The sequence below is a fragment of the Pseudomonas sp. PDM24 genome, from assembly GCF_019218905.1.
Lineage (GTDB): Bacteria > Pseudomonadota > Gammaproteobacteria > Pseudomonadales > Pseudomonadaceae > Aquipseudomonas.
In genome coordinates this window covers 154927-171552 of the sequence record NZ_JAHUWR010000006.1, presented here as the reverse complement: position 1 = coordinate 171552, position 16626 = coordinate 154927, and the positions used below count along the sequence as shown (strand labels likewise).

At 61.1% G+C, this 16626-nt stretch carries 15 protein-coding genes and 1 riboswitch; of the genes, 3 read left to right on the top strand and 12 right to left on the bottom strand.

What is annotated here, in order from left to right:
* Positions 1-3: 3 nt before the first annotated feature.
* The 8 genes from KW837_RS20300 to KW837_RS20265 all read right to left on the bottom strand — a co-directional run bounded on the left by KW837_RS20300 (position 4) and on the right by KW837_RS20265 (position 10147).
* Entirely contained in the window at positions 4-222 is a 219-nt protein-coding gene (locus tag KW837_RS20300) for a cysteine-rich CWC family protein (protein WP_218398228.1), read from the bottom strand.
* Between the two features lie 93 nt (positions 223-315).
* A complete protein-coding gene (atzF, locus tag KW837_RS20295; RefSeq protein ID WP_218398226.1) occupies positions 316-2094 on the bottom strand; it encodes an allophanate hydrolase in 1779 nt (592 codons plus the stop codon).
* A 15-nt stretch (positions 2095-2109) separates the two neighbouring features.
* A complete protein-coding gene (gene uca / locus KW837_RS20290) occupies positions 2110-5751 on the bottom strand; it encodes an urea carboxylase (RefSeq protein ID WP_218398224.1) in 3642 nt (1213 codons plus the stop codon).
* A 307-nt stretch (positions 5752-6058) separates the two neighbouring features.
* On the bottom strand, positions 6059-6712 hold the full coding sequence (locus KW837_RS20285; RefSeq protein WP_218398222.1) for an urea amidolyase associated protein UAAP2: 654 nt from the start codon (positions 6710-6712) through the stop codon (positions 6059-6061).
* Between the two features lie 11 nt (positions 6713-6723).
* The gene (locus KW837_RS20280) at positions 6724-7449 is read right to left on the bottom strand and encodes an urea amidolyase associated protein UAAP1 (RefSeq protein ID WP_218398219.1); all 726 of its coding nucleotides are present in this window, start codon (positions 7447-7449) and stop codon (positions 6724-6726) included.
* A 12-nt stretch (positions 7450-7461) separates the two neighbouring features.
* Positions 7462-8250 carry an ABC transporter ATP-binding protein gene (locus KW837_RS20275; RefSeq protein ID WP_218398215.1) on the bottom strand — a complete coding sequence of 263 codons (789 nt, stop codon included), beginning with the start codon at positions 8248-8250 and terminating at the stop codon, positions 7462-7464.
* On the bottom strand, positions 8247-9062 hold the full coding sequence (locus KW837_RS20270) for an ABC transporter permease (protein WP_218398213.1): 816 nt from the start codon (positions 9060-9062) through the stop codon (positions 8247-8249). Before KW837_RS20270 ends, KW837_RS20275 begins: the two co-directional genes overlap by 4 nt.
* Positions 9063-9079: 17 nt before the next feature.
* On the bottom strand, positions 9080-10147 hold the full coding sequence (locus KW837_RS20265; protein WP_218398211.1) for a putative urea ABC transporter substrate-binding protein: 1068 nt from the start codon (positions 10145-10147) through the stop codon (positions 9080-9082).
* 62 nt (positions 10148-10209) lie between these two features.
* Positions 10210-10310, bottom strand: a riboswitch (guanidine-I (ykkC/yxkD leader).
* Between the two features lie 283 nt (positions 10311-10593).
* On the opposite strand from KW837_RS20265, the gene KW837_RS20260 reads away from it, so the two are divergent.
* Both KW837_RS20260 and KW837_RS28850 read left to right on the top strand, forming a co-directional pair.
* Positions 10594-10833 carry a hypothetical protein gene (locus tag KW837_RS20260; protein WP_218398207.1) on the top strand — a complete coding sequence of 80 codons (240 nt, stop codon included), beginning with the start codon at positions 10594-10596 and terminating at the stop codon, positions 10831-10833.
* 214 nt (positions 10834-11047) lie between these two features.
* Positions 11048-11500, top strand: a complete 453-nt coding sequence (locus tag KW837_RS28850; protein WP_225603452.1) for a hypothetical protein — start codon at positions 11048-11050, stop codon at positions 11498-11500.
* Between the two features lie 53 nt (positions 11501-11553).
* Here the strand turns inward: KW837_RS28850 and KW837_RS20250 are convergent, their stop codons facing one another.
* Positions 11554-12666 (bottom strand): enoyl-CoA hydratase/isomerase family protein, encoded by a 1113-nt coding sequence (locus KW837_RS20250; protein ID WP_218398205.1) that lies wholly within the window; start codon positions 12664-12666, stop codon positions 11554-11556.
* A 132-nt stretch (positions 12667-12798) separates the two neighbouring features.
* Between KW837_RS20250 and ung the strand changes: the two genes are divergently transcribed.
* The gene (gene ung / locus KW837_RS20245; RefSeq protein WP_008074486.1) at positions 12799-13491 is read left to right on the top strand and encodes a uracil-DNA glycosylase; all 693 of its coding nucleotides are present in this window, start codon (positions 12799-12801) and stop codon (positions 13489-13491) included.
* Positions 13492-13606: 115 nt separating this feature from the next.
* Here ung and KW837_RS20240 read toward each other — a convergent pair whose 3' ends face one another.
* Genes KW837_RS20240 through KW837_RS20230 form a run of 3 tightly spaced genes read right to left on the bottom strand, consistent with a single transcriptional unit; the run spans position 13607 to position 16614 of the window.
* Positions 13607-14647 carry an AbrB family transcriptional regulator gene (locus KW837_RS20240; protein WP_218398202.1) on the bottom strand — a complete coding sequence of 347 codons (1041 nt, stop codon included), beginning with the start codon at positions 14645-14647 and terminating at the stop codon, positions 13607-13609.
* Complete coding sequence (locus KW837_RS20235; protein WP_192344354.1) at positions 14640-16154, bottom strand: tripartite tricarboxylate transporter permease; 1515 nt, start codon at positions 16152-16154, stop codon at positions 14640-14642. The genes KW837_RS20240 and KW837_RS20235 overlap by 8 nt, the downstream gene beginning before the upstream one ends.
* 1 nt (position 16155) lies before the next feature.
* On the bottom strand, positions 16156-16614 hold the full coding sequence (locus KW837_RS20230) for a tripartite tricarboxylate transporter TctB family protein (protein WP_123499096.1): 459 nt from the start codon (positions 16612-16614) through the stop codon (positions 16156-16158).
* Positions 16615-16626: the final 12 nt, after the last annotated feature.

Genomic DNA, 16626 nt, shown 5'->3' with positions numbered 1-16626 from the left:
ATCTTACGTGATCGGCTCGGCGGCTGCTTGCAACTGCATCTCGACCTGGGCGCAGGCCGGGCACAGGCAGGACTTGTCGCGCAACTCCCTGGGCAACGCCTGAAGCACCGCCGGATCGATGCTGACGCCGTAGCACCAGCAGGCACGATCGACGGTTCGCGGGTCAGCCAGGCTGCAGTCGTTGGAGGCGCCGCAAGCCGGGCAGAGGTCAGGTTTATTCATGAAGGGGCATTCGATTACGGCCGGTTTTGCCTGGCCAGAGACCGCGCATGATCGGCCGGCAAGCACTCCTGCGCAAGCCGGCGATCCTGGAAATCAACGCCGATCGTTCAGATACGCACGCCACCCGCCCAAATGACTGATATCCACCGCCCCCTCCAAGCCATAGGGCTCACAGATAAACCCGCTCTCCCAACGCCCATCCGCCAGTTGTACCTTGCCCAACCCCAGCGGTGCCGGAATAGCGGTCAGGAACGAGCCCAACTCACTGCTCGGCAACTCCCACACTTCCACCGCAATCGCCGCGCCACCTTCCTTCACTCGGACCATGCCCGGGCGATAGGGTGGGCCGCCGGCCAGGGCATACAGCCGATAGTCGGGGGAACTGTGAGTGGCTTCGAGCAAACGGGCTCCACGCAGCTGGAGTTGCCAGTTCAGCGCCAGCCCATCCAGGTGCGCGCCGCAGACCACCAGCCGTGCGCGATCATTGCGTGCAATGTTCGTCGGCGCAGGCGCGGCCAAGCCTTGCTGACGTTGCAAGGCATCCGCCACGCTCAACAGATACTGATCGGTAAACGTCCGTCCGAACAACGTCACGCCCCATGGCAAACCATTGCCCATGAATCCGCTGGGCACGGCGACGGCGGCGTAATCGAGCAGGTTCATGAAGTTGGTGTAGTAGCCCAGTTCCGAGTTACGCAGCACCGGTTCGGCCGTAAGCTCCGCCAGTGTCACCGGGCGGCCGATGGTTGGCGTGACCACGCAATCAAGGCCTTCCAGAGCTTTGTCGCACAACGCTTTCAAAGCCTGCAGACGGTATTGGGCGCGGAAGGTTTGCACGCCGGTCACCGCTGGAGCCTTGGCCAATACGGCGCGAATCACCGGCAGCACGGCTTGAGGATGTTGCTCCATCAACTCGCCGGCCACGCTGTAACGCTCCGCCACCCACGGCCCTTCGTAGAGCAACCGCGCCGCTTCAAGAAACGGCGACAAATCCAGTTCGACCGCTTCGCCGCCCAAGGCTTTGAGCTGGTCGATGGCGTCGCCGAACAGCAACGGGCCTTCAGGGCAGCCGAAGAACGCCAGATCCCGTGCACGGGGTACGCCGAAACGAAATGGACGCGGTGTGCCGAAGGCTGAGCCGTCATTCCACAGCGGATTACTGCGGCTGTATTCGTCCCGTGGATCGAGATGAGCGGTGAGCGCCAGCAACTGACTGGCTTCCCGGGCCGTGGCCGTGAAGGTCGTGACGCAATCGAGCGTTCGACAGGCCGCAACCACACCAGCCGTGGAGATCAGCCCTTTGCTGGCTTTCAAGCCAACCAGATTATTCAGTGCCGCCGGTACGCGGCCGGAACCTGCCGTGTCTGTGCCCAGGGAAAAACTCGCCACGCCGAGTGCCACCGCCAATGAAGATCCGGCGCTGGAACCGCCCGACGGATACTCCGGTAACACGCTGTTCGGGCAAGCGCCATACGGCGAGCGGCTGCCATTGAGGCCAGTGGCGAACTGGTCGAGATTGGTCTTGCCCAACGGAATCGCACCCAGCGCCAGCAGTTGCTCGACGATGGTTGCCGAACGTTCCGGCGCATAGGCAAACGCCGGGCACGCTGCCGTGGTGGGAATGCCTGCTAGGTCGATATTGTCCTTGATCGCGAACGGCACGCCGTACAGCGGCAGGCTGCCTGGGTCACGACCGTCGAGTGCGGCGAGGTACGGTTCCAGCTCCTCGACACTGAGCAAATGGATGAACAGATGATAGTCCGGGTTCAGTGCCGCGGCTTTTTCCCGCAGGCTCAGCAGCAGTTGGCGAGGCGTAGTGCTGCCGTCACGGTAAGCGTTGCACAGGGCGTCGAGTTGCAGATTGATGTTCATGGCGTTAATCCTTGTTCAATGGCTTGAGTCGAGTTCCAGCACCACCACACGCTGCCCGGCGCGCACCGCCGAACCCGGTTGCACGCGAATCTCGCGCACCACGCCCGCCATGGGCGCGAGCAGCGGGATTTCCATCTTCATCGACTCCAGAATCACCAGCACATCCCCCGCCGCGACCCGGCTGCCAGCCTGCACCTGAACCTGCCAGAGGTTGCCGGCGATGTGGCTATCGACGCTCTGTTGACCGTCGGCCAGCGGTGCCTCTTCAGTCACTTCCGGGGCCAGCTCTTCGCTGTCGAAATGCGCCTGGCCGCTGGTGATCCAGCGTTCTCGCTCGGCGTTGAACGCGCTTTTTTGCTGATCCCGAAATGCCGCGATGCTCTGGGCTTCTTTCGCCAAAAACGCCTGGTAATCCGCCAGATTCAGCTGACTGTGTTCGATGTTCAGATCAAAGCGCCCAAGCGGGAAATCCCGACGAATGCGCAACAGTTCATCGGCGCGCACCGGGTAGAACCGGATCTGGTCGAAGAAGCGCAGCAGCCACGGCTTGCCATCGAATGCCGCAACCTCACGGTAGCGGTTCCACATCTGCAAGGTGCGGCCGACGAACTGATAACCACCCGGGCCTTCCATGCCGTACACGCACATGTAGGCGCCGCCGATGCCTACCGAGTTTTCCGCGGTCCAGGTGCGGGCCGGGTTGTACTTGGTCGTCACCAGGCGATGCCGAGGATCGAGCGGGGTGGCGACCGGTGCGCCGAGGTAGACATCGCCCAGCCCCATCACCAGATAGCTGGCGTCGAACACGGTGCGCTGCACTTCGTCGAGGTTCGGCAGGTCGTTGATGCGGCGGATGAACTCCAGATTGCTCGGGCACCAGGGCGCGTCCTTGCGTACGGTGGTCATGTACTTCTCGATCGCCAATTGGCAGGCCGGGTCATCCCAGGACAGGGGCAGATGGACGATGCGCGAGGGCACTTGCAGGTCCTTGGCGGCACACACCGCGTCCCATTCACCGGCGACAATGCCCAGCAGATCGGCCAGCGGCAGCTGTTCGGGTTGGTAGTGCACCTGCAGTGAGCGAATGCCCGGCGTCAGGTCGATCACGCCGTGCAGGTTTTTGCTTTCCAGCGCCTGCATCAGCGCGTGGGCTCGGAAGCGCAGGACCAGGTCCAGTTCGGGGGCACCGATTTCCAATAGCAAATGAGTGTCGCCCGACAGACGTGCAACCAGCCGCGTATCCCCCTGACCAATATCCAACACCATAGGCGACACAATCCCCTGTGGGAGCGGGCTTGCTCGCGAAGGGGCCAGATCAGGCACCACATCAACTTCTTCGTGAGCAAGCCCACTCCCACATTGATCCCATTTCAGGGCGAGGTTGCGGGCGGTCCTGAGATCGACCGGCAAAAACTGAACCTTATCCCCAGCCTTGAGCTGCCCCAGCTGCCAAAGGTCCGCCTCGATCACCGTCACCGGGCAGACAAACCCGCCCAAGCTCGGGCCATCCGGCCCCAGAATCACTGGCATGTCCCCCGTGAAATCCACCGCGCCAATGGCGTACGGATTGTCATGAATATTCGACGGATGTAATCCCGCTTCACCACCGTCGGCCCGCACCCACTCCGGCTTCGGCCCGATCAGCCGCACGCCGGTGCGGCTGGAGTTGAAATGCACTTCCCATTGCGTGGCGAAGAAGGTGCCGATGTAGTTTTCGGTGAAATATTCCGGGGCGCCGTGAGGGCCGTAGATCACCCGAATCTGCCGCACGGCGGGCAACTCGGTAACGTGCTGGATCGCCAGGTGTTGCCCGGCGCTGTGGTCGCTCAAGGCCGGAATATGCAATACGTCCCCAGCACGCAATGCACGACCGGCATGGCCACCAAACTGGCCGAGGGTGAAGGTACTTTTGCTACCCAGATAATCCGGCACTTGCACGCCGCCGCGCAGGCACAGATAGCTGCGCGCGCCTGCGCCGCCAATGGTGCCGAGGCTCAAAGTGGCACCGGCGGGAATCAACAGTGCGGTATTCATCGGCACCGCCTCACCGTTCAGCATCAACGGAATCACCGCACCCGTGACGGCCACCACTGCCTCACAATTGAAACGCAGCAGCGGCCCGCTCATGGTGATTTCCAGCGCTGCTGCACCTTCATCGTTACCCAGCAAGCGATTGCCCAGACGCAGTGCCCGGCTGTCCATCGGCCCCGACGGCGGCACGCCCACCGCCCAGTAACCGAGGCGTCCCGGATAGTCCTGAACGCTGGTCTGCGTGCCGGCGCTGAGCACTTCAAGGGTGTTGGCTTGATAGACCAGATCTTCCAGGCAACGGGTCCACGGCTGGCCGCTGGCAAAGGGCGTATCGAGCAGAATCTGCCGCAAGTAATCACGGTTGGTTTCCACCCCGTACAGCAGGCTGTCGCCCAGAGCCTGATGCAGATCGACGCGCGCTGCTTCGCGAGACGGTGCCCAGCTGATGACCTTGGCGATCATCGGATCGAAGTACGGCGGGATCTCGCAACCGGCCTCGACCCACGTGTCGATGCGCAGATGTTTGCCATCGGTAACCGGGAAATTGACGGCAGTGAGCAGACCGGGACTCGGCTGGAAATCCCGGCCAGGATCTTCGGCATAGAGTCGTGCCTGAATCGCATGACCTTCGGCTTTCAATCCCTGACTCAACTCGCGCAGCGGCGGCAAATCACCGGCTGCCAGTTCCACCATCCAGCGCACCAGATCCACGCCCCACACTTGTTCGGTGACGCCGTGCTCCACCTGCAAACGGGTATTCACTTCAAGAAAATAGAAACGCCGGGCATCGCTGTCGAAGACGAACTCAACAGTGCCCGCGCTGCGGTAATTCACCGCTTTGGCCAGTTTGATGGCCGCTGCACAGAGTTCCTCGGCCATGCCCTCGGGCAGGTTCGGCGCCGGGGTTTCTTCGAGGACTTTCTGGTTGCGCCGCTGCACCGAGCAGTCGCGCACGCCGAGGGCAAGCACCTCGCCCTGACCGTCGCCGAAGACTTGCACTTCCAGGTGCCGGGCGCGCTGGATGTACTTCTCGATGAACACGCCGGCGTCGCTGAAATTGTTCTGACCGAGGCGTTTGACGGCTTCGAATGATTCGCTCAATTCGCCGGCGCTGCGGCACACGCGCATACCGATGCCGCCCCCGCCGGCGGTGCTTTTGAGCATCACCGGGTAGCCGACCTGTTCGCCGGCTATCAACGCTGCATCGAGGCTATCGAGCAGCTCGGTGCCTTCGAGCATTGGCACGCCGTGTTGCCTGGCCAGTGCGCGGGCGGTGTGCTTGAGGCCGAACACCCGCAATTGCTCCGGTGTGGGGCCGATGAAGGCGATGTCGGCCGCTTCGCAGGCTTGGGCGAATGCAGCGTTTTCCGAGAGAAAACCGTAGCCGGGATGAATCGCCGTGGCGCCACTGGATTTAGCGATGGCGAGGATTTTGTCGACCGCCAGATAAGTGCCAGCCGCCGCGCCTTCACCGAGGCTGTGGGATTCAAAGGCTTGCAGGATATGCAGGCTGGCGGCATCGGCTTCGGAGTAAACGGCAACGCCCTTGATCTGCAATTCACCCAAGGTACGCAAGATGCGACAGGCAATGGCACCGCGGTTGGCAATGAGGACTTTTTCGAACATGGCATAACCCCCGGAGGCGATAAAGCATCAGCCTCGACCTGGGATGCGGGCCGTCCCGCAGTTTTTCGATAGGCGCTGAGGTCGTCCTCGGCGGCAGAATCAGTTCACTTAAAAACACCACCGACTCCCTGTGGGAGCGGGCTTGCTCGCGAAAGCGGAGTGTCAGTCGACATCAATGCTGGATGTGACGGCCCCTTCGCGAGCAAGCCCGCTCCCACATTTGGGTTGTGGTGTTTTTACTTTTTTAGGCACTGCCCGGAGCGGGCCTGGCACAAGACAAACAACCACCGCCGCAAACGCGAAAATTTCAGTTCCATACCAGCAGCTCCGCAGGCGTCGGGTTGTAGGCGTTGCATGGGTTGTTCAGTTGCGGGCAGTTGGAGATCAGCACGATCACGTCCATCTCGGCCCGCAGGTCGACGTATTTGCCCGGCGCCGAAATCCCGTCTTCGAAGGTCAGGCCACCGTCGGCCGTCACCGGCACGTTCATGAAGAAGTTGATGTTCGGCCCGATGTCTCCCTTGCCCAGCCGACCATCGTGGGCACAGGCGCGCAGGTAGTTGTCGCGGCAGCTGTGCATGTAGCGTTTCTCCAGCGCATAACGCACGGTGTTGCTCTCCTGGGCGCAGGCACCGCCGAGGGTGTCGTGACGCCCGCAAGTGTCGGCGACGATGGTCAGCATCGGTTTGCCGAGGTTGGAATAGAGCACGCTGCCAGTGCTCAGGTAGACGCTGTTCTGCCGACGCAACGTGCGCTGTACGTCATAGCGCTCCTTGGGATTGGCGAGGCTGTAGAACAACGTGTCGACGGCCTGATTGCCTTCCAGGTCGAGGATGCGCAAGGTCTGGCCGGCCTTGACCTCCATCAACCAGGGTTCGCCGGCGGGGATGGTGGCGCGGTAGATCGCGGTTTCTGGTTGTCTGTTTGTAGTAACGGCAGCGGTGGCGATAGCGAGTGACATGGCAGCGATCCTCAGGCGAACAGACGGTCGGTGTTGATGAAGCCGCGCTCGTTTTCCGGGCGCGAGGTGCGGCAGTGTTCGGCGACACTGTGATCGGCGTTCATCCAGCTGAGCTTCAGCGGTTTCGGCGCGTATTCGGGGGATGGATCCATCGGGTGTTGCAGCGCGGTGAGCACCACCAGGGTGTCCATCGGCGCGTACAACTCGATGTAGTCACCGGCCTTGGAATGGCCTTCGACGAAGTGGAAATGCCCGGTCTCATCGACGTTCACACGGCTGAACAGGTTGAGGGTCATCAGCAGGTCGGACAGGCCCAACCCCCATTTGCCCAGTTCCACCAACAGGTTGTCGGTGCCGTTGCGGAAGAAGCCGTTGCGCAGTTCCTGATAGCGGCCCGCGCCGTACTTTTGCGCGACCTCTTCAGCGCACAGCACGCCGCCGAGGCTGTCGCTCCAGCCGCAGGTGTCGGCAGTGATTGCCGCCAATACGCGGCCCATGTCCGAGTACAGGCAATGGCCAGTGGTGAGCTTGGCGGTGTGTTGGCATTTGAGGCTGTCGGGCAGGTTCAGGCGTTCGGTTTTTTCACGCGCATTGAGCAGCGTCAGGCTGACGTTGGCACCGCCGCGCAGATCGGTCAGGCGCAGTAATTGGCCGCGTTTCAGAACGAAGGAACGATGGCCGCCGCCGGGGAGCATTTCTTCGGCGAAGGGCGGAAATAGTTGGGTCGAATCAGTCATGTGCAAATCCTCTTAAGCGGTGCGAAGCGTGCCTGCCAACTGAGCCGGCAAGGCATCGACGGCGGCGCGATTGGCGCGGCGGTCGCTGTTCAAAGGGATGTCGTAGGTGATGCGTGCGCCATAGGCGCCGGGGGCGTGCGGGTCGATGCGGACCTTGTCGAACACCAGCAAACGGGTGCCGAGGCTGAAACCTTCGGACAGGTCATGGGTGACCATGAACACCGTTAGCTGCGTCTCGCGCCACAGTTCCAGCAGCAAGCCGTGCATGTCCTTGCGGATGCCCGGATCGAGCGCGCCGAAGGGTTCGTCGAGCAACAGCACGCGCGGCTTCATGATCAGCGCCTGGGCGATTGCCAGCCGTTGCTGCATACCGCCGGAGAGCTGCGCCGGGTATTTGTCCAGCGAGTGACCGAGGCCAACTTTGTGCAGCAGCACCGAAGCCTGTTCCCGCGCCTCGCGTTTGGCGCTGCCGAACAACCGCCCCAGCAAGGGCGAGCGCGGCAGTTCGAGGCCGATGGCGACGTTGTCCAGCACGCTCAAGTGCGGGAACACCGAGTAGCGCTGGAACACCACGCCGCGGCTGGCATCCGGTTCGCTGGCCAGGGCCTGGCCGTCCAACAGAATCTCGCCGCGACTGGCCCGTTCCTGGCCCAGCAGTAGCCGCAGGAAAGTCGATTTGCCGCAACCTGACGCACCGACCAAGGTGCAGAACTCGCCCTCGTTGACGTTCAGGTTCAGACCTTCGAGCACTACCTGATCGGCGTATTGCTGCCAGACGTTTTTCACCGTGATGAAGCTCATACCCGCGCTCCTTCATACCAAGGAAAAGCACGCTGGGTCAGGCGTTTCAGGCCCCAGTCCATCAGCCAGGCAAGCAGGGTAATCCACACGACATAAGGCAGGATCACGTCCATCGCCAGGTAGCGGCGCACCAGGAAAATCCTGTAGCCGAGACCATCGGTGGAGGCGATGGCTTCGGCAGCGATCAGGAACAACCACGCCGAACCCAGCATCAGTCGCAGCGAGATCAGCAGACGCGGCAACAATTGCGGCAGCACCACGCGCAGTATCAGCGTCCAGGTCGAAGCGCCGAGGGTCTGGGCCTTGATCAGCAGTTCGACCGGAATCTCCCGGGCGCGCTGTTCCAGGTCCCGGGCCAGGCACGGGGTGATACCGATCACGATCAGCATCACTTTCGACAACTCCCCCAGCCCGAACACGATGAACAGAATCGGCAGGATCGCCAGTGGCGGCACCATCGACAGCACGGTGAGTACCGGCGACAAAGGTGCGCCGAACAGCGGCAGGGTTCCGGCGGCGATGCCCAGGCACAGCCCGGCCAATGCACTGATGCCGAGGCCGATGGCCAGCCGTCGCAGGCTGGCGGCGCTGTCTTGCCAGAGCAGGTATTCACCGGTGCGGGTGTCGGCGGTGAAGGCCAGGCGTTTCACCGCGTCGGTCATCTGCACGGCACTGGGCAGCAGTTTGTCGTTGGGGTTGTCCATCAGCCGATCGGCCGAGCCCATGAAGTAGGCAAACAACACCAGGGCGAACGGCAGGATCACCAACAGCAGGCGACTCGGGCGATCCGGGTGGCGATTGATCAGGCGCATGGCCTAGTCCTCCGTTGTTACAACGTGGAGTCGGCAGCCATCTGCACATAGCTCGGGTCGAAGCGCAGCTTGAGGTTGGTCTTGTCGCCGCTGGTCACGCCATTGGCGAAGGCCATGCCGATGGCACTGGTGTCCTTGGCGCCTTCACCCAGCAAGCCGTGTTGAAAGGAGAACTCGGCGACCTTGCGCATGGTGTCGGGCAGTTGCTTGCTGGTGGAAAACGCCAAGGCTTCCTGGGGGGTGGCGAACAGCTTGGTGGTGTCGAGTTGCGCCTGGAAACCGGCCAGATCGGTGCCCGAAGCTTTGGCCATGTGTTCGAGAGCGGCTTTGCTGGCTGCGTTTTTGGCGTTCATCAATTCCACCACTTCAAACCAGGCGCCGGTCAGCGCTTTGCCCAAGGCCGGGTTGTCTTTGAGGGTGGCGCTGTTGACCACCATCATGTCCATGATTTCGCCGGGAACCTGGCTTGAGTTGAAGACTTCGGTCACGCCGGGCTTGGCCTTGATGTCCGAGAGCATCGGGTTCCAGGTGGTGACGGCGTTGACCTGGGCGGTGTTGAAGGCGGCCGAGATGTCGGCGTCGGAGGTGTTGACCACTTTCAGGTCTTTCTCGGTGAGATCTACCGAATCCAGAGCACGGGCCAACAGGTAATGGGAGACGGAGAGCTCAACCAGATTGACGTCCATACCCTTGAGGTCGGCGACTTTCTTGCCTTCGCCTTTGAGCACGATGCCGTCGTTGCCATTGGAGAAGTCGCTGACGATCAGTGCTGTGCTGTCGACGCCACCGGCAGCCGGAATGGTCAGCGCATCCATGTTGGTCATGGTGCAGCCGTCAAACTGGCCGGCGGTGTATTGGTTGATGGATTCGACGTAATCGTTGAGCTGCACCACATCGATTTTGATGCCGTACTTTTTCGCCCATTTGTCGACGATGCCTTGGCTGCCTGCATATTCCCAGGGCATCCAGCCGGCATAAATAGTCCAGCAGACGCTGAAATGGTCTTTCTGTGCGGCTTGGGACGAGACGCTCACGAGGGCTGCAAAAGCAGCGGCAAGCAGGGTGGGTAAACGAAGTCGGGACATGGGATGGTTCTCCAGTTGATCAAGGGCGGACAGGAAGGCAGCGGCACCGCGAACGGTGGCTTGTCTCCCGGGCTTTTGTCCCGCCGTGTAACCTCAACTGGAGGTCGCCAACTCTCGGACCAGCCACTCGCCTAAGCGAGCCGGAACCCTAGTCAGCCATTGCAAATTGTGGTGCCGCGAACCTGTGATGACTCCTGCACGCCTTTGGTTAAGCGAGAGCCGTGCCAAGTCGGCTTGAGCCCTCTGGGTGGGGGCATGCAGGGAAGAGGGCGGATAAAGGGGTGATGCGCCTTGCCTTGTCATGGTGCGTTGGCGCACACCCATGCACCGTAGGTGGACGCGCTGGCCGCTGATCTGAAGGCCGATACCGTCTGGCACTCGGTGCAAGTTTGAAAGTCCAAACAGGTGTCAGTCGACTGCTGTTGCAGGTCTTTCAGGAGGCCTCCATGTTCTGTCAAAAAAAGCTCCGCCAAATGTTGCTCAGCGTGTTTTTTGGTTTGGGCCTGTCCGGCTGTTACTACTATGCAGGTGGCGCCGATATTTATCCGACACCCTATTACTATCCTGGCTATTACTACTCACCTTACTACTACGGCGGCCCGCGTTTTTACGGCGGCTATCGTTACTATTATTTCAGTGGTCCCCGTCATTACCATCGCGGCGGACACTATCGCGGGCACCGTTGATCAGCATCATGAATGCAGCGGCGCGTCTGGGTTTCCGGATGCGCCGTTTTTCTTATGGGAAAGATGAAAAACCTTTCATCGGCTACTTGTTTCAACGTGTTACAGGAACGCACCAGATTCCGAATTCACTGTCTGATCTTTCGACAGTTGTGAACAATTGACTGTCGCCTGCCAGCGTCGCTGGTATGGCTCACTCGCGGTCCAGGAGGCCGCCATGCTCTGTCAAAAAAAGCTCCACCAAATTCTGCTGATTGCTCTATTGGGATTGTTTCTTGGTGCGTGCGTACCCTATTCCGACGGAGGAGACAGCTACTACCGTTCCGAGGTTTACACGTCCCCAGCGCCGTATTACTCCGGTGGCGGGTCTTACTACTCCGATAGCCGTTACTATTCCGCCCCGAGCAGGTATTACTCACCGCCTGCACGGTATTACCAACCAACGCCGCGTTATTACCACCAGCCGCGGGTTTATCAATCGGCACCGCGCTATTACGACTACCGCGGCTATCAGAATCGTGGATGGGACCGTCATGACCGTAGGGGCTGGGATGGCCGTCACCGCAGCGGTCGGGGTGATGACTATCGAGGCCACAGCAGGTCGGATCATCGTGGCGGTAGGGGCGATCACCGTGATGGCGATCGGGATGGCCGTGGCAATCGCTGGTAAACACTCAATAAAAAAGCGGCGCATGAAGCGCCGCTTTTTTTGTGCCTGAATTTTCAGTATTCCGATAAATCCGCCAGAGGATGCCGTCCTTCCCAGACCTTATGGAAATGCGCCTCCACCGCCGCCTCCGGCACAGTATTGATGTCCGGCCAGTGCCAATGAGGTTTCTGGTCCTTGTCGATCAACCGCGCCCGCACACCTTCGCTGAACTCCGGATGACGGCAGCAATTGAGGCTCATGGTGTATTCCATCTGAAAGACTTGAGCCAACGAAAGATGCCGGGCGCGAACGATCTGTTCCCACACCAGATGAGCGGTCAGGGGCGAGCCTTCAGCCATGGTTTTGGCGGCACGACCGAGCAGCGGGTCGGAATGATCGCGCAGCGCACTGATGGCCTTCCAGGCGCAACGAACGTCGCTGACATCCAGCAGTTCGTCGATCAGCTCGCGTCGAGGCAACCACTGCGCCTCGGGCATCTGCGTGATCGCTTCCTGCTGCAAGGCCTTGAGCAGGCTGTTGAGCTGCATGGCTGTCTGTTCCTGCCAGTTCAATTGCAGCAAACCTTCGATCAACTCATGCTGTTGATCATCGCGCAGGAAGCGGTCGGCGAGGTCCAGATCGATCGCATCGCGACCGTTTATCTGGGCGCCGGTCAGGCCGAGAAACAATCCGAGCTTGCCGGGCAACCGCGACAGAAACCAACTGGCGCCGACGTCCGGGTACAAGCCGATGCCGATCTCCGGCATCGCCAGCCGGCTGCTTGGCGTGACGATCCGAATGCTCGCCCCTTGCAGCAGCCCCATGCCACCGCCCAGCACGTAACCATGCCCCCAACAGATCAGCGGTTTCGGGTAGGTGTGCAGGTTGAAGTCGAGGCGATATTCTGCCGCAAAGAAGTGTGCAGCCAAGGGCGGCACTTCGCCGGGAAGGGCGCGACACGCCTCCACCAGACTGCGTACTTCCCCGCCGGCGCAAAAAGCTTTAGTGCCATTGCCGCGCAGCAGCACGCAAACGATCTGTGGCTCCTTGGCCCAGGCGTCCAGTTGATCGCGCAGGGCGTTGATCATCGGCAAGGAGAGGGCGTTGAGGGATTTTTCGGCATCCAGGCTGGCGATGCCGATGCGTGCGCCGTCGGTGCCGGTGAGTTCTTCGAAGTGCAGATTCATCGTGACCTCGATCGGTAAATTGAGCGTTTAGTATGATCGCTCTATAGGAAAGTGCCGGATCTGCGTCAGATCAATTGACAAGCGTGATGGGCTTTCCTAGGGTTCGCCCCATTGTTTTTGCCGGATGTAACCATGACTGCTGACGACCGTATCAAACTCGAACCGAGCTGGAAGGAGGCACTGCGTGCCGAATTCGACCAGCCTTACATGGCAGAGTTGCGCACATTCCTGCAACAGGAGCGCGCGGCGGGCAAAGAGATCTATCCTCCCGGACCAATGATCTTCAACGCGCTCAATTCCACGCCGCTGGACAAGGTCAAAGTGGTCATCCTCGGTCAGGACCCTTATCACGGCCCGGGTCAGGCCCATGGGTTGTGCTTCTCAGTGCAACCGGGCGTACCGGCGCCGCCATCGCTGGTGAACATCTATAAAGAGTTGAAGCGCGACCTGAACATCGACATTCCCAATCACGGCTATCTGCAGAGTTGGGCAGAGCAGGGCGTGTTGATGCTCAACACCACCATGACCGTGGAACGCGCGAATGCCAACGCCCATGCGGGCAAGGGCTGGCAATATTTTACCGACCGGATTATTGAAGTGGTCAGCGAGCATCAGCCACATCTGGTATTCCTGCTGTGGGGCGCGCATGCCCAGAGCAAGCAGAAACTCATCGACGCCACCAAACACCTGGTGCTGACCTCGGTCCACCCCTCGCCGTTGTCCGCCTATCGCGGTTTCCTCGGCTGCGGGCACTTCAGCCGGGCGAACAAGTTTCTGGAACAGAATGGCGAGACGCCGATCGAGTGGCGATTGCCGTCGGTCTGAAGATTGCCTTCGCGGGCAAGCCTCGCTCCTACAGATTTTGTGCCGGACGCAAACCCGCGACTAGCCGAAATCCTGTAGGAGCGAGGCTTGCCCGCGAAGAAGGCGACTCGGTCTATCAGGGACAATCCGGCTCCCGGTTCCAATACCGAAACAACGGCTCCGCCAGAAACAATACAAACAACAACCGCATCACCTGCATCGCCGTCACCAACGGTACCGACAATTGCAGGGTTTCTGCCGTCAAACTCATCTCGGCGATCCCGCCGGGCATCATGCCCAAGGTCAGTGAGCGCAGATCCAGCTGAGTCAGTGCACTCAAACCCAATGCCGCCAGGGTCGCGATCAACATGGTCAACACCGTGCCGAGCAGGGTTCGGCCCATGAAGGACGGCGCCCGCCGGAAGAACTGCCGATTGAAGTGACACCCCAACCCGCTGCCAATCAGCCACTGGCCAATCTGACTGCCGCCATTGGGCAGACCGATGTGCAGGTCCCAGGCAATGCTCACCGTCGCAGTCACCAGCAACGGTCCGAACAGCCAGGGATTGGGTTGTCGCAGCCGCTCCCAGATCCAGGCGGCAAGGGCGCCCGCCGGAAACAGAATGGCCAGCCACCACCAATTGACGGTCGTTGGATGCAAGATCGGCGCACCGTCGCCCAACAGATACTTGAAGGCCGCCGGCACACACAGCACCACCACCAACACCCGCAAACTCTGCCCCGCCGCAACCCGGCTGAGCACCGCGCCGTTGCGGGCGCCAAGGTTGACCATCTCCCCGGAGCCGCCGGGCATGCTGGAAAAGAATGCGGTGGCGCGGTCTTCTCCGGTACGCCGCATCAACCAGACCCCGACCACCGCGGACAGGCTGGTGACCAACGCACCGAAGAAGATCAGACCAAAGTGGCTCAACACCTGCTCCATCACCACCGGGGTGAAGTGCAGGCCGATGCCGATGCCGACGATCCACTGGCCGCACTTGCGCCCGCCCGGGATTTCCGCCAATTGCCAGGGAGTCAGGCAGCGCACCAGGATGATCGCCAGCAACGAGCCGACCATCCACGGCAGCGGCCAGCCGATCTGGCTGGCGAGGTAACCGCCCAGCAGACCGACCAGCGGTGTTCCCCACCAGCTTTTGAACGGGGTGCGGTCAGACATCGGCGATAGCGCGCCGGGCGACCGAACGTTTGCGCCAGATACGCAGCAGCGGCATCAGCAACATGATTGCAGTCAACACCCAGCAACCGAATGTGATCGGGCTCGACCAGAGGATTTCCAGCGCACCGTTGGAAATCGACAGGGCACGACGCAGGTTTTGCTCCATCAGACCTCCAAGAATGAAACCCAGCAGTACCGGCGACAACGGGAAGTCCAGCTTGCGCAGGATGTAGCCGAAGATGCCGATGCCGATCATCAGGAACAGGTCGAACGTGGTGGCATGCACCGCGTAGACACCGATCCCGGTGATGATCGCGATCACCGGCACCAGCGCCCAGTTTGGCACGGCGAGGATGCGGGTAAAGATGCGGATCATCGGAATGTTGAGGATCACCAGCATCACGTTGGCGACGAACAACGACGCGATCAGCCCCCAGACGATGTCCGGTTGCTGCTGGAACAACAGCGGGCCAGGGGTGATGTTGTACAGCGACAGCGCGCCGATCATCACCGCCGTGGTGCCCGAACCCGGAACGCCGAGGGTCAGCATCGGCACCAGTGCACCGCAGGCGGCGCCGCCGATGGCGGTTTCCGGAGCCGCGAGACCGCGCATATCGCCTTGTCCGAACGTGCCCTTGGCGCCGGCAATACGTTTCTCGGTCATGTAGGCCACAGCGCTGGCCAATGTCGCACCGGCACCCGGCAACACACCCATGATGAAGCCCAGCAAACCGCAACGGATGTTCACCACGAACACCGCCGAGGCTTCCTTGAAGTTGAACATCATGCGCCCGGTGGCTTTCACCGCTTCCTGGCCGCGGTGGGTTTTTTCCAGCAGCAGGAGGATTTCGCTGATGGAGAACAGGCCCAATACCAGCACGACGAACTGAATGCCGTCCGTCAGGTGAATGTTATCCCCGGTGAAACGGTATACGCCGCTGTTGGCATCGATCCCGACGCTCGACAGAAACAGACCGATCAGTGCCGCAATGAAGGTCTTGAGCGGTCGGTCGCCGGCCATGCCGCCGAGACAGACAATCGCAAATACCATCAGCACGAAATACTCCGCCGGTCCGAAGGCAATCGCCCATTTCGCCAGCAGCGGGGCGAACAGCACCATGCCGCACGTCGCAATGAATGCACCGATGAACGAGCTCCACGCCGACAGCGACAGCGCTACACCGGCCAGGCCTTTGCGGGCCATCGGATAACCGTCGAGGGTGGTCATCACGGTGGAGGCTTCGCCCGGAATGTTCAGCAGGATCGAGCTGATCCGGCCGCCATACTCGCAACCCAGGTATACCGCCGCCAACAGGATCAACGCCGACTCCGGTGGCAGGCCGAGGGCGAATGCGATCGGAATCAGCAGCGCCACGCCGTTGATCGGGCCCAGCCCTGGCAACAGACCGACGACGGTACCGATCAGGGTGCCGCACAGCGCGGTCACGAGATTGTATGGGGTCAGCGCGACGCCGAAGCCCTGACCCAAATAGCCTAGAGTATCCATATCAGTTCTCCAGAACGTCGAGCACGCCCAGCGGCAGTGGCACGTCCATCAACTTGTCGAACAGCAGATAAAGACCGATGGCCATCAGGCTGATGATCACCGCACTGGGCAGCCAGCGGCCGCCATACAGGCGTGCCATCGGGACACCGATCAGAATGCTGGCGACGATAAAACCAAGGGGTTCGAAGGTCCCGGCGAACACCAGCAACAGCAGCACGCAAATGCCGATTTTGATCAGGGTTTCGCGGTCCAGTTTCGGGTCATCGTCGCTGTGCACGATCGGCGCCGGTCGAAACACCATGTACAGCAAAGCCAGGCCCATCAGGCCGAGCATCAACAGAGGGAAGGCCCGAGGCCCGACCGGTTCGTAGGAAAAAGCCGCTTGATACGGCCACGCCATCAGGGCCAGGCCGATACAGGCCAGCAACAGCACCGAAGCGAAAATGCGTTGTATGAGCATGAGGAACTCCTG